Genomic DNA, 13,741 nt, shown 5'->3' with positions numbered 1-13,741 from the left:
TGGTAGCCAGTAATGTCACTCGATATCGTTATTCTCGCCGCCGGCCAAGGCACCCGCATGCGCTCGGCGCTGCCCAAAGTGTTGCACCCGGTAGCTGGCAATTCCATGCTCGGCCATGTTATCCACAGCGCGCGCCAACTTCAGCCGCAAGGTATTCATGTGGTCATTGGCCATGGTGCCGAGCTGGTTCGCGAGCGGCTGGCTGCTGACGACCTGAATTTCGTCATGCAGGATAAACAGCTGGGTACCGGTCATGCTGTTGCCCAGGCACTGCCGGCGCTGACCGCTGACACCGTGCTGGTGTTGTACGGCGACGTGCCGTTGATCGAAGTGGAGACCCTGCAGCGTCTGTTGGCGAAGGCCAACGATCAGCAGCTGGGACTGCTGACAGTCACCCTCGACGATCCGACCGGTTATGGCCGGATCGTGCGTGACGAGCAGGGCAGGGTAACTGCCATCGTTGAGCACAAGGACGCCAACGACGCGCAAAAAGCGATCAAGGAAGGCAACACCGGCATTCTGGCGCTGCCAGCCGCGCGTCTGGCTGACTGGATGGGCCGGCTGTCGAACAACAACGCCCAGGGCGAGTATTACCTGACCGACGTAATTGCCATGGCAGTGGCCGATGGCTTGGTGGTGGCAACTGAACAGCCACACGACGCTATGGAAGTGCAGGGCGCCAACGACCGCCGCCAGCTCTCCGAGCTGGAGCGTCACTACCAATTGCGTGAAGGCCGCCGTCTGATGGCTCAGGGGGTTACCCTGCGTGACCCGGCACGCTTCGATGTTCGTGGTGAAGTCAGCGTTGGTCGTGATGTACTGATCGACATCAACGTGATTCTCGAAGGCAAGGTGGTCATCGAAGACGATGTGCAGATCGGCCCTAACTGCGTGATCAAGAACACGACCCTGCGCAAAGGCGCGGTGGTCAAGGCCAACAGCCACCTCGAAGGCGCTGTGATGGGAGAAGGCAGCGATGCTGGCCCGTTCGCCCGCCTGCGTCCGGGCAGCGTACTGGACGCCAAGGCCCATGTGGGTAACTTCGTTGAACTGAAAAACGCCCACCTGGGTGAAGGGGCCAAGGCTGGTCACCTGACCTACCTGGGGGATGCCGAAATCGGTGCGCGCACCAATATCGGCGCCGGCACCATCACCTGCAATTACGATGGCGCCAACAAGTTCAAGACCGTGATGGGTGAAGACGTGTTCATCGGTTCGAACAACTCGCTGGTGGCGCCTGTGGAAATCAAGGCCGGAGCGACCACCGCAGCCGGCTCGACCATCACCCAGGCTGTAGAAGCGGGTGACCTGGCTGTTGCCCGTGCGCGCCAGCGCAACATTTCGGGCTGGAAGCGCCCGGAGAAGATCAAGAAGAGCTGAGTTATTCACAGCCGTTTCGATCGAAAGCCGACTTATGTGAATAAGTCGGCTTTTTTATTGGCGCTGCCGCGCCTAAAGGGACCGCGTCAAAGCAGAGGCAAACAATCCACAGGTCAGCGACAGCTTGACGAATCGCGCGTCTTAGGTTTTGATTGCAACCAATAACTTTCGAATCGAAACTTAAACGCACATGTCGAAACGAAACACACCACAACGGCGACACAATATTCTGGCTCTGCTCAGCGAGCAGGGTGAGGTAAGTGTGGACGCGTTGGCCAAGCGTTTCGCCACCTCGGAAGTGACCATTCGCAAAGACCTCGCCGCCTTGGAAACCAACGGCTTGTTGTTACGCCGCTATGGCGGAGCGGTGCCGGTGCCGCAAGAGTTGCTCGGTGAACCGGCGCAACCCGTCTCTTCTTATAAAAAGGCCATTGCGCGTGCCGCCGTGGGGCGTATCCGCGAACATGCGCGCATTATCATCGACAGCGGCAGCACCACGGCGGCAATGATCCCCGAGCTGGGGCGCCAGCCAGGCCTGGTGGTGATGACCAATTCGCTCAATGTGGCTCGTGCAATCTGCGACCTCGAACACGAGCCGGTGCTGCTGATGACCGGTGGCACCTGGGACCCACATTCCGAATCGTTCCAGGGCCAGGTCGCGGAGCAGGTACTGCGCTCCTACGATTTCGACCAATTATTCATCGGTGCCGATGGCATCGACCTCGGCCGGGGTACCACTACCTTCAACGAACTGCTTGGGCTGAGCCGGGTCATGGCCGAAGTTGCCCGTGAAGTGATCGTGATGGTCGAGTCGGACAAGGTGGGGCGCAAGATCCCTAACCTCGAGCTGCCCTGGGGCAGCGTACACACCCTTATTACAGATGAACGCCTGCCAGCAGCAGCGCGCGAACAAATTCAAGCCCGCGGCATCAACCTGATCTGCGCCGCGATCAGCCAGGAGCAATAAAACATGTGTGGAATCGTTGGTGCTGTCGCCGAGCGTAATATCACAGCCATCCTGATCGAAGGCCTCAAGCGTCTTGAATACCGCGGTTACGACAGCGCCGGTTTGGCTGTACTCACCCAGAATGGTGAACTGCAGCGCCGCCGCCGCATCGGCAAGGTCAGCGAGCTGGAGGTTGCTGTTACTGATGACCCATTGGCAGGCCAGCTGGGAATTGCCCACACCCGCTGGGCTACCCACGGCGCGCCGACTGAAGGCAACGCCCACCCGCACTTCTCGGGCAATGACGTGGCCGTGGTGCACAACGGCATCATCGAAAACCACGAGGAGCTGCGCGAAGAGCTGAAGGGCCTGGGCTATGTCTTCACTTCGCAGACCGATACCGAAGTCATCGTCCACCTGATCCACCACACCCTGAAGAGCATTCCAGACCTGACCGACGCCCTTAAGGCGGCGGTGAAGCGCCTGCACGGCGCTTACGGCCTCGCGCTGATCAGTGCCAAGCAGCCGGACCGCCTGGTGGCCGCGCGCAGTGGTAGCCCGCTGGTTATCGGCCTGGGCCTTGGCGAGAACTTCCTGGCGTCCGACCAGCTGGCGCTGCGTCAGGTTACTGACCGCTTCATGTACCTGGAAGAAGGCGACATCGCTGAAATCCGCCGTGATCAGGTCTCTATCTGGGACCAGCAGGGCAACAAGATCCAGCGCGAAACCGTGCAGTACCACGAAGGTGCCGAGGCTGCCGACAAGGGCGCTTACCGCCACTTCATGCTCAAGGAAATTCACGAGCAGCCAAGCGTTGTTCAGCGCACGCTTGAAGGCCGCCTGGGCAAGGACAACGTGCTGGTCCAGGCCTTTGGCCCGCAAGCTGCCGACCTGTTTGCCAAGGTGCGCAACGTGCAGATCGTTGCCTGTGGCACCAGCTACCACGCCGGTATGGTTGCGCGTTACTGGCTGGAAAGCCTGGCCGGCATCCCATGCCAGGTAGAAGTGGCCAGCGAGTTCCGCTACCGCAAGGTGGTGGTGCAGGCGGACACGCTGTTCGTCTCCATCTCGCAGTCCGGCGAAACCGCCGATACCTTGGCCGCACTGCGCAACGCCAAGGAGTTGGGTTTCCTTGGCAGCCTGGCGATCTGCAACGTGGGTATCAGCTCGCTGGTACGCGAGTCGGACTTGACCCTGCTGACTTTGGCCGGGCCTGAAATCGGCGTGGCTTCGACCAAAGCATTCACCACCCAGCTGGTTTCGCTGATGCTGCTGACCCTGGCCCTTGGTCAGGTGCGCGGTACGCTGGAAGCCGGTGTCGAAGCTGAGCTGGTTGAAGAGCTGCGTCGCCTGCCGACCCGCCTGGGCGAAGCCCTGGCCATGGATGCCACTGTCGAGAAAATTGCCGAGCTGTTCGCCGACAAGCACCATACCCTGTTCCTCGGCCGCGGCGCGCAGTACCCGGTGGCGATGGAAGGTGCTCTCAAGCTTAAGGAAATCTCCTACATCCACGCCGAAGCGTACCCTGCAGGCGAGTTGAAGCACGGCCCGCTGGCTCTGGTGGACAACGACATGCCGGTGGTTACCGTTGCACCGAACAACGAACTGCTGGAGAAGCTGAAGTCCAACCTGCAGGAAGTGCGTGCCCGTGGTGGCGAGCTGGTCGTGTTCGCCGACGAGCACGCTGGCATGACCAATGGCGAAGGCACCCACGTGATCAAGGTGCCGCACATTGCCGATGCCCTGGCGCCAATCCTGTACACCATTCCGCTTCAGTTGCTGTCTTATTACGTGGCCGTGCTGAAGGGGACCGACGTTGACCAGCCGCGCAATCTGGCCAAGTCGGTGACTGTCGAGTAACGGGTAGTCAGGTGTTGATCAGCTTTGATCGTAAATATTAAAGTCTGTCTCTGAATATTAAAGTCTGTCTCGCTTGGAGCCTCTGTGGGCTCCAAGCGCAGATCCCGCTCTGCTGCCCCTCCGCTGCCTTGAAATCCTGGGTGCTCCTCCTTGCTGCTCGCCATCCAACCGCACGAGTTTCTGCGTTCCTTTATCGAAAGGCATTTCTACCTGGCTCCACGCTCACCCGAGTCGATCAAGCTCAAGGAAATATCCAGGTACTACATGCGAGGACAGTCAATCGGGATTATTGCTGATCTGCTAGGCATGTCTGATACCTACGGATTCAATCGTCTGCTGCATGAACACACGAGTTATTCGCAGGTAGGTGTTTTTCCGGATTTCGACCAACGCAGCTATACCAGAAAAATTTATAAGGATTGCTATACGAGATTTGAGACAGAATGTCAGCTAGCTGGAATTTGCATAGATTGTGTAAAAGAAGACATTGATTCGCTTGGTTTCCCTTACTGGAGACGTGACCACAGATACGTCGAGGTATGTGCAAAGCACAATACAATCCTGCTTAGACAATGCCCAGTATGTGGGAGAGATATCCGATATCATGGCCAAGGATACGGTCATGATCTCCTTTGGACCGGCTGCAAAGGACGCTATATCCATCACTGCGAGTCCAGGAAAAATACAAGCAAATATAAGCTGACATTCGCAAAAATTTTTGCGGAAATCGGAGAGTCGCATTTTGCTGTTGATTTGGAGTCTGCTATAGCGCAGCTTGCGGGCAAAGCCACTAAGATAGCCATGGAGAGATTGATTACTGAGGAGCAGTTGATCGCAATAAACTGGAAGCTCGAACGCTTTAGAGGAATTTCAGATACAAGTTTAGATTATCGCCCTGATGGTAGGTATTCTCAAAGCATTATTGAAGTTATAGCATTGTTGTATGGGAGCTTTGCTGCTTTGATATATAGCCTACGTGATACAGATAATATTTTACAGAGTGTAGATGACCTTATGCGTATCGAGTACCGGGAAGCTCCTAGATACTACTCGTCATCCTTATCGCCAAAATAATCGCTGAATGCGTTCCCCAGATCATCATTTGTCGGTTTCCCTAAAGAGGGTCGCTTAGGGCGCTGATGTTTTTGAGCTTTCATGTCCGTATCCAGTTTCAGGCTTTTATGCGTTTCACGCTCCTCAGCCGTCAACGCACCTTTGAAAGCAGCTTGAGCAACACGATTGTCGCGCTCCTTCCTTACGAACTGCACTACATTTGACCGTATCGGGGAACCGAATGGGCAATTGAGGTCATCGCGCTTGGAGTTTTTTTGAATCGCGATTCGCTCAAGTTCCTCAACGTCTACGCGGTACGAGTAATACGAACTTGAGATATAAGCCCGATGGACATCCTCAATTTCTATCCGTGTGCGGTTTAATGTACGAGCTTGGATGTATGCCTGAACCATCAGGTGAATGGCTGCACGCTTAAGCCCATAGCTCCCACGATATATTTCATGGGAGAAATCTGCGGGTTTGGCCCGAATTCGGCCATCACTCACAGTGATGCATTCTTCTATGAAGTCAGTCCAGACTTTTGACTCTGGAGCGTCCGGCCACATGATTCTCGGCTGTGCTATCAAGCGTTGGGTGTCTTCCTGATTACGTTTCAGCAGCTTATGCCCCAAGCTGAAGTTTGATACATATACCATAGGCAATCCAAGGCCGGACATCGTAAGCAATATGTCGGTTGTAAGAGCTACACCTTTCCCAGGGGTTAAATGCTGCATTTCTTCAAGGATAGCCAGTGAGATGGCATTCGCATACGGTCTTGGCTACGCAGCCCAAGACTCAAGATAGCTTGGCGATCATCTTTGATCAGGCCACGGAAATCACTCGCAGGTCCTGCTTCCAGGTAATGAAGACAACGGTGGCAATGCGGGCCTGAAAAAGCCTTTGTGACATTTTGGGCAAAAAATGGAGGAAATTGCGCTGAAATGCCCATTTTTGCTAGGTCCAAGAACAGGCGCCGAAACGAAGCGTTGACCCTTGTTTACAAGGTGTATAAATAGCGCTGTGTGACATCCTTCGAGAACGAACATGGCTGACAATGCGCTCATCGACCTTTTGAAGCAAACTGGACCCTTGCTGAGCAGTGATTTGTCCAAGCTCCTTGAGACCAAATACGGCCTGAACCCCGAAGCGGCGAGAAAGCGTGTTGAGCGTGGGTGTGCTGGTATGACCCGTCTCAACCACATCATCTTTCCCCATCGGGCACGCTTCTGCTATCTCCAAGAGGAGTATGGGTCTCCGTTTTTCTTCGAAAATTTGATGGAGGCTCTGAAAAAAACGCGCAGTGCCTATTTTGCGGCATTACAGGCTCTTGCGCTTCGAGGCAACGTGATGCCCCGCCGCCATTTTCTTATTGCTTGCGGTGCACCAGTTGCTCAAAAGAAACACATTTCAGCAGAAACTCTGCTGGAGCGACTGGTGAAAGCGACTCTTGTAAAGGAGGTGACGCTTCCAGGGGGCGAATCCTGTGTGGTGCGATGCGATCACCACCAGATGCTCGAAGTGACGTCGACGTGGGCAAAAATGAAGGGTCGTCTCATCGCAGAAAAGATAACCCTTCTGGCGGTCAAGGATTGGGCCCGAAACTTGGGAATGGTGAGCTACGATTCCGTTGAAACCCGCGAGGATGAGGGCTCCGAGACGTTACCGAAGGTCGGGACGTTCAATTGGGATCTAGCTGGACCCTCGTACTTATTCCCCATGCGAGAGTACGTCAACACAACTCTCAAACCAGGTTTCTTCGTTTGCGACCTTGCCCTCAACGGGTGGGTGACCGCTGCCCATCTGGCAGGGTTCGTCAACAAATGTGTCACGCTGCGTAGTCTCAGGAAGGTGAGCAAATGTCTTCAGATTTTTGTCGCCGAAAGCTACCACACTGAAGCTTTCGCCCTTCTCAAGGAACAGGGCATCATTCCGGCGACAACCGAGAGCCTTTTTGGCCGCGATGTCGCATTAGCATTGAAGAATCTTTGTGCTGTCCTGACCGACACAGCAAAGCTCACACAAGCGCCTGAAGCGCTGGACAAAATTTTCAACGATTTGTCCAGAATCGAAGGTGCAGCTTCGACGCTGCGCGGCAGCCTTTTCGAATTCGCGGTAGCTCAGATCGCGCGTTCTACCTTTTTGGGATATCCCCAGGAGATGAACCGGATCGTCAAGGACAGCATCGGAGCAGAAGCGGAGATCGACGTGCTTGCCTACCGTCCGGGCCATGAAGTTGTTTTCATCGAATGCAAAGGGATACACCCCATCAGCACTTTGGATGATGCCGAGGTGGAGAAATGGCTGGATAAACGTGTCCCCGTGATCAGGGGATTTGTAAAAATGCATTCTGAGTGGGCTAACATCCGCCAAAGGTTCGAACTGTGGACCAGTGGCAAGCTTTCCGATGACGCGATTGCGATGGTGAAAGCTGCACAGGCAAAAAACCCAAAATTGGACATCCAGCTGCGTGATGCCGACTACGTGCTTGGCCAGGCCATGAGCGGCAATGATCAAGGGCTTCTCAAAACATACCGCCAGCATTTCGTGACGCATCCGATGCAGGAATTTGAAGCGGCCCGGAAACGCGAGCAGCGTAAAGCCGAAAAAGCCAAGGCAAGGTTAAAAGCGCCCTCCATAGAACCAGCGGCCCCTCCACCTACGAGTCCCCCGGCACCCAGTGCTGGGCTCTCTCTCCCCTCATCAAACCTGTAACTTATTTCGCTACTCGGAAAGAAAATGAACGCAGCTAACACTCACAAAAGATCTGAGCGGTTTGGTGAGATCTGCCAAGCAATTGGCTTCACGTTGTGGCAGCTCCAGACGCTTGAGGGTTCCACGGCCCAATTTTTCGTATTGGTTGAGCAAGCGGAACCGCAGATGGGGGAGGAGGAAGGCAACCTCCTTGTAACCGACGCCCAGAAGAAGACCTTTGGAGGCAGCATTTCGCGCCTATCCAAAAGTGAACACCTTCCTAAAGACGTACTGGTGAGGTTCCAGGCCTTGTTAAAGGACCGAAACTGGCTGGTACATAGCTCAAACGCAGATAGCAAGAAAGCTCTGGATGACGACGTTGCCTACAGCGATCTTCACAGAAGGCTGGAATCCATGTTGGACGAAACTGGGCGATTACTGAAGGAAATCTCCGCGCTTTCGGAAAAATTCGTATTGAGCCACGGTGTATCAGTGGAGGCTCTAGAGGCCAGGATCGCCGAAACACTAGGAGAATGGCAGAGCTAAATAAATTCGCCTGTAGACCCTGATCCACGCGTAAAGGCTGTGCACGGACATGCCCAGAAACTAGACGACATCGGCGGCAGGTTTGCCTTTTTCGGTCACCTGCTTGACCGCTTTGATCTTGAATTCTTCGTCTAACGCTGACGACTCATGGCACCACCTAGGGGCCTCATTATGATGCTTGGAGGTGTCTAGGAAACCCGGGGCGATTCAGTAAGACGAGTCTTCTAGATGCGTGGCGTAGTTGAGGCGTGGGGCGTCGCAGCTAAAGGAATTAACGCTTGGCATCAAACCTGTTCGTCCCAATATTTTAGGTGTGAGTATCTAGTTGAAATATAAGGACTTTTCCCTGTCCATTGGTTTGGGTCGAATTGTAAAGGTTTTGAGTTTGACTAAGGCACGATGATATCCTGATGCCATCACTGGAGAGCCGATTAAATCGGGCCAATGAAAATAGATAATAACTATTGATCTGATAGCTTTAATAGTTAAGATCAATGCACTACAGTTGTAACTCAGGGAGAGAAGGCATGGCTCAACAGGAGGCTCGGGAAGAAAAAGTCGTGATGTGGGGCACCCACGGCACGTCCAAAAGCCGAGCTGAGGCCATTCTGGAGCAAGGCTTCATTGCGAAGCCGGGTCGAATTGGCAATGGTGCCTATTTTTGGACTGCTGTGAACGATTCGCAGGACTGCATCCAACTGGCTCAAAAATTGGCCAAGACCTGGGCAACTACTGCTCAAACCAGAGGTCAGTATTCTAAAGAATCTGACTTGGCAGTCGTACAAGTAGGGGTTGCGTTCCATGCTTCGGATGTATTACCCCTCGACGATCCATCCATGACCTTTAGGCTGTGGTCGCTGCTCAAGACAAAGCTGTCTGAGCTGCTACGCTTGGAGAATGAGGATGGCTGGAGAAACGTCACCACCACGACGTTGCAAAATCATGAAAATGAGATTCACGGCTTCATTGAAATGTTTGTTTTGGAGCTAGAAAAGAGGCTCGGGAAGAGGTTCAAGGTTATCTTCAAATCGCAGAAATGCCCAAAATTTTCTGATCCGATTATGTCGTTTATAGGAAATCACAGCTGTTTTGCGATTAGAGACACAAGCGTTATAAGTAGTATGGATATTACTCATTAACCAAGGTGCATTAAGATGGAAACTATATTTGGCTTGGCAAGAACTCCAGAGTTTTCTCGGGCGCTTGATGAAACTTTTGCCAAATTTGAGGCTATGCCAGCTCAAGAATTGTTCGAACAAGCCCGTCAACATTCCGACGGTGATATCGCCCGATTTAGCTCGGCTTGGGCCGAAGGCTATGATCATGAAGAAGTTCATGTGGCAAAATCGCTACACTTTGTAGTTGAGTCGAAAGATGCACGACTCAAAAGTATGAGTGCGGTATACACTACTGAAGAAAAAATCAGCTTCCCAGGCCACAATATTAATTGTGAAGCGAAATGCTACTGCGCTGTCCCCAGCGCAGTAGTTGCTTTAGATCATGTTGTTTATTATCCAGCTGCTGCTTAGTTGTTATTTTAAGGAAAGTCCATGGACAGACATCCCATACAGCTTGTAGACGTTACGGTCGAAGAGTTGTATTTTAAGAAACGAGGTGGCTCCGAGTCCGAAAAACAAGAGCGAGATTTTTCCCTCACGGTGTCTCGTTCAGACTACGACAAGTCTGAAAAGATGTTTTCTGTTAAACTTGATATGGAAGTGGAGCCAGATGTCGAAGACAAACTTAAGTCCTTCGAAATGCGGCTATCTATCGCGGGCCACTTTAAAGTTGATGAAGACGCTTTCCCGACTGACAAGATATATGATTTCGCCGAGCGTAATGCCCCTATCATTTTAATACCTTATATCCGCGAGCACGCCTACTCCCTCACTGTACGCGCTGGAGTTGAGCCTCTAATTTTCCCACTTGTTCAAGTCCCCTCTTTCAAGTTGGTAAAGCAAGACTAGGCATCAATGATGCTGCCTGCTACCGGGACTTGTGGCAACAAGTCCCAGCCTCACCTTTCAGGCAAATTACTGCTCTGGTATTGCAACCGTCCCCTACACAGATCTGGAAATCCTTGCAGTGATGTAGGGTTCGCAGGCGAGTCACGCAAGCACGTTTGCCAAGTAGCAAGAGATTTGAGGAAGTAGCGGGGAATGAAAGGCTTCAAGAAGGACAACCATTACGTACCGCAGTCGTATCTGAAGCACTGGACAATAGAGAACAAAGTCCTTGCCTATCGTCTGCTAGTGCCCCATGAAAAAAGCGCGATTTGGAAACCGCATTCAACCAAAAGCGTGGCCGTGCTTCGGCATCTTTATACTCGTTTGTCGGGTTCTGAAGCCAGCGACGAAGTCGAGCGATGGCTCGAGCGTGACTTCGAAACTCCTGGACTGGCATCCATCGAAAAGGTAGTGAGCGAGTCGCGGTTGACCCGAGAGGATTGGAACAATTTGTTCCGCTTTGCTGTTGCGCAATCGGTCCGTACTCCTGCGCAAATGCAGATCTTTATCAAACGCCAAAATGAAACGCTTGAGGCATTGCTAACTGAGATCATGGAGTCGTCAGTGCGCAAAATCGAGGCAGCTTCAGCCGCTGGAGTTCAACTTGAACCCCCTCCGGTTTTAGACCCACACAGCAAGCTGCCGCTGAAGATTCATCGTGTGAAGAATAAGGATGGCGAAGAAGGCATCAAAGCCGAGATCCTGGTCGGGCGGAAGTTTTGGCTCTGGCAGATTGAACAAGTGCTCAAGAGCACTATCAATCGAATGCCAAATCATCGTTGGACCATCCTCCACGCGCCACCAGGAGTCACCTGGCCAACGTCCGATAACCCATTCATGAGGGTAGGAGCTGGTGCGAATGGGACATTTAGTCTTGAGGGCGGTTGGGATGTTCCAGGCACACAGCTGTTCATGCCACTCAGTCCCAAGCATCTTCTGTTCACGTGTGTTGGCTCACCGCCCCCACGGCGCGGCACCACGCTGAGTCTTGCTGAAGCAGCTTTTTTTAGGACGATGATTTTGACCGGGGCCCATTACTACGTGTTTGCGACAGATACGCGAGATATTGAGGAGTACAGGCCCCGTACCGTCTGTCCCGAGCGATTTAAAGCAGTGCGGAAGCATTGGGAGGAATGGCATGAGACTCAGTCGAGAGAGGAAGCCAATTATCCCGACCTGTAATGCTTGCGAGTCTCCTGCGCTTCTAGGAGGAGCATCCCGCTTTCACAATGGCGCCCCTCGGACCGCTAAGTTGTAGACTGCTCCCCTAGCATTGCAGCAAGAAAGTTGAAAGCCCGCCATGGGGGCCGGGCTATCAAGTGTCTCTGAAGAGAGATCGTGGCCAACAAAATCTCAGGCCAGACCTCCGTAGGTTACACTTCTGCGCGGCCTACCTCTTCATCATCGGGCTGAGGGTTACATAGCACCCGCTCTTTGTAGATGCTCAACGTCTGGTTCTGGCGGAAAGCAGTCCACTGCGATTGTTTGCTTTCAACTTGCAAAGCTCAGCGCAAAGCCGTCAACCCACCTCGTTGTATCAACGCTTCTTAACCTCCAATCTCAACGCCACATGCCCTCGATTGTTACCATAACAATTCCAAGCATCATTGGCATATGCATACAAATACCCCGAACGCTTCGGCACATAACTGCACCCCGCACCGATCTTGAAAGTCTCGGGTTTTATCAAATAACCCTTGGCATCCACCCCATCGCCGTTAGCAATAGCGCCCATCAGGCAGAACCACGGATATTGTTCATGACGCTTGGTAAAGCGGAAGTTGGCATCTCTGTTCTTGAACAGCTTGCCGTACCAGGATTCCACCTGCCCCAAAGCGCTGGCAACCAGTTGTGCGACTTCCGCTGGCTGGAAGTTGCCGTCATCGGTGCCGTCGGGGCCGCATCTGATGGAGCTGTCCAGCCATTCTCCGGAGGCGCTGAAGGTGTAACTCACGCCCGCTTCCAGCCATAGACCCGTTTCGTTCCAGGACGAGCGTGCCGAGATATCCAGCGACACGGGTGGTTTTGTAGCTATGATGCGTGATTGTCGATAGGGGTACTGTGTGATAGGCGGATCGTCATGCCGTTTCAGTGCGGAGTCGTGAAAGTGGTCCGGTTGGGTGACGAGGTTGGCGATGCTGCGCGGCTGGGTTGGCAGCAGGTTGAAAACGCCGTCACATGAGTCATGCATCATGTCGTGGTAATCGGGTTTGACCTGTTTGATTGCGTTGTTGAACTGCAATCCACACGCAGACGCTTCTTCGATCATCCATTGCAGGGCGCCATCTGCCAGTCCGTTTTCGTAATAGCCACCGCCCACATCGGAATGCACGCCGGGAAACCACAACTGCTTCACATCTTGAGCCGCTGGCACCTCGGTCCATAAGGTTGGCTGAAACGTGGCCCTGCGCTCGTCCATGGCCACCGCATGGCGCGCCGTCTTCACCGAGTTGTGCAACGTGGTGTCGTGGAAGGTGTAGCGATTGCGGTCGTCGAGCAAGTTGAGCAACGCCATGTCATCCGGGATGCCCAGAGCACCAACGGTATCCCACACGCCAATAAAGCGAATCGGAACGCTGGCATTCGGTTTGTTGTGAAACTTCCAACCTAAAGCATCCCAGTCGGAACGGTCTTCCAGCTTGCGTCGGTAACCCCGTTTTAGCAGTTGATCGATTTGTCGCCAAACTTCGGCAGGTTCTAAACCATCGATCTTTAACAAGCCGCAACTGGCAATGAAGCCGGACAAGCTTCGCACCGTATAGGCACCGCGACTGAAACCGAATAGATAGATGTCGGAGCCTGGCTTATAGCTGTAGCACAGCTTCTGATATGCACTCTTGATGTTGTCGTCCAACCCGGCGCCGGTGCCACCGCCAATCGCCTTGTCCCACCACTTGCCGGAAGTCCCTACGCCGGGGTGGTAGTACTTTTCCTGCGGCGTGCCCTTTACGTCGCTCTCGGCAACCGCATTGTGCAGTCGGACGACATTGGTGGGGGCAGGAACGCCTTTATCGAGTTGGTCGGGTGTATTCCAGGTGCCGTCGCAGCAAATGACGATGTTTGCCATGGGGAAGCCCTTTTTAAGTGTTTCGTGAAGTCAAAACCAGTTTAGATAGTTCTTCAAGTATCAGATATTCGGTCCAGCTATATAGCTAATTCCAAAAGGCTCAGTCAGAAAACTTGTTCGTGGTCTATAAGGGGCTGTTATGGTTTTGATACACGTCTTTTTCAAGTTGCCGCCTCATCCATCTATTGCTCT

Annotated in this window: 12 protein-coding genes; 10 read left to right on the top strand and 2 right to left on the bottom strand. The window is 53.4% G+C overall.

Annotated features, from left to right (window positions below; translation table 11 throughout):
- Positions 1-12 precede the first annotated feature (12 nt).
- The 4 genes from glmU to I8746_RS14925 all read left to right on the top strand — a co-directional run bounded on the left by glmU (position 13) and on the right by I8746_RS14925 (position 5,260).
- Positions 13-1,380: a bifunctional UDP-N-acetylglucosamine diphosphorylase/glucosamine-1-phosphate N-acetyltransferase GlmU gene (glmU, locus tag I8746_RS14940; protein ID WP_003253201.1), complete on the top strand. Its 1,368-nt coding sequence runs from the start codon at positions 13-15 to the stop codon at positions 1,378-1,380.
- A gap of 190 nt (positions 1,381-1,570) precedes the next feature.
- Entirely contained in the window at positions 1,571-2,347 is a 777-nt protein-coding gene (locus I8746_RS14935; protein WP_003253204.1) for a DeoR/GlpR family DNA-binding transcription regulator, read from the top strand.
- Between the two features lie 3 nt (positions 2,348-2,350).
- Positions 2,351-4,186 (top strand): glutamine--fructose-6-phosphate transaminase (isomerizing), encoded by a 1,836-nt coding sequence (gene glmS, locus I8746_RS14930; RefSeq protein ID WP_221100782.1) that lies wholly within the window; start codon positions 2,351-2,353, stop codon positions 4,184-4,186.
- A gap of 150 nt (positions 4,187-4,336) precedes the next feature.
- Positions 4,337-5,260, top strand: a complete 924-nt coding sequence (locus I8746_RS14925; RefSeq protein ID WP_221100781.1) for a hypothetical protein — start codon at positions 4,337-4,339, stop codon at positions 5,258-5,260.
- Here I8746_RS14925 and I8746_RS14920 read toward each other — a convergent pair.
- Positions 5,233-5,973 carry a hypothetical protein gene (locus I8746_RS14920; RefSeq protein ID WP_049806374.1) on the bottom strand — a complete coding sequence of 247 codons (741 nt, stop codon included), beginning with the start codon at positions 5,971-5,973 and terminating at the stop codon, positions 5,233-5,235. The genes I8746_RS14925 and I8746_RS14920 overlap by 28 nt on opposite strands.
- A 310-nt stretch (positions 5,974-6,283) precedes the next feature.
- Between I8746_RS14920 and I8746_RS14915 the strand changes: the two genes are divergently transcribed.
- From I8746_RS14915 to I8746_RS14890, 6 genes are all read left to right on the top strand, one after another.
- Positions 6,284-7,951, top strand: a complete 1,668-nt coding sequence (locus tag I8746_RS14915) for a hypothetical protein (protein WP_221100780.1) — start codon at positions 6,284-6,286, stop codon at positions 7,949-7,951.
- A gap of 24 nt (positions 7,952-7,975) precedes the next feature.
- Positions 7,976-8,476, top strand: coding sequence for a hypothetical protein (locus tag I8746_RS14910; protein ID WP_041167266.1), 501 nt, complete (start codon positions 7,976-7,978; stop codon positions 8,474-8,476).
- A 527-nt stretch (positions 8,477-9,003) separates the two neighbouring features.
- Positions 9,004-9,615 (top strand): hypothetical protein, encoded by a 612-nt coding sequence (locus I8746_RS14905; protein WP_014754912.1) that lies wholly within the window; start codon positions 9,004-9,006, stop codon positions 9,613-9,615.
- Positions 9,616-9,630: 15 nt separating this feature from the next.
- On the top strand, positions 9,631-10,005 hold the full coding sequence (locus I8746_RS14900) for a hypothetical protein (RefSeq protein ID WP_014754911.1): 375 nt from the start codon (positions 9,631-9,633) through the stop codon (positions 10,003-10,005).
- Positions 10,006-10,026: 21 nt separating this feature from the next.
- Positions 10,027-10,443: a protein-export chaperone SecB gene (locus I8746_RS14895; protein WP_014754910.1), complete on the top strand. Its 417-nt coding sequence runs from the start codon at positions 10,027-10,029 to the stop codon at positions 10,441-10,443.
- Positions 10,444-10,635: 192 nt separating this feature from the next.
- Positions 10,636-11,664 (top strand): DUF4238 domain-containing protein, encoded by a 1,029-nt coding sequence (locus tag I8746_RS14890; RefSeq protein ID WP_014754909.1) that lies wholly within the window; start codon positions 10,636-10,638, stop codon positions 11,662-11,664.
- Between the two features lie 355 nt (positions 11,665-12,019).
- Here I8746_RS14890 and I8746_RS14885 read toward each other — a convergent pair whose 3' ends face one another.
- Positions 12,020-13,549, bottom strand: a complete 1,530-nt coding sequence (locus I8746_RS14885) for a DUF2235 domain-containing protein (RefSeq protein WP_221100779.1) — start codon at positions 13,547-13,549, stop codon at positions 12,020-12,022.
- Between the last annotated feature and the right edge of the window lie 192 nt (positions 13,550-13,741).

The organism is Pseudomonas sp. USTB-Z (genome assembly GCF_019691255.1).
Lineage (GTDB): Bacteria > Pseudomonadota > Gammaproteobacteria > Pseudomonadales > Pseudomonadaceae > Aquipseudomonas > Aquipseudomonas alloputida.
The sequence above is the reverse complement of the archived record's forward strand: the minus strand, read 5'-3'. Positions and strand labels throughout refer to the sequence as shown.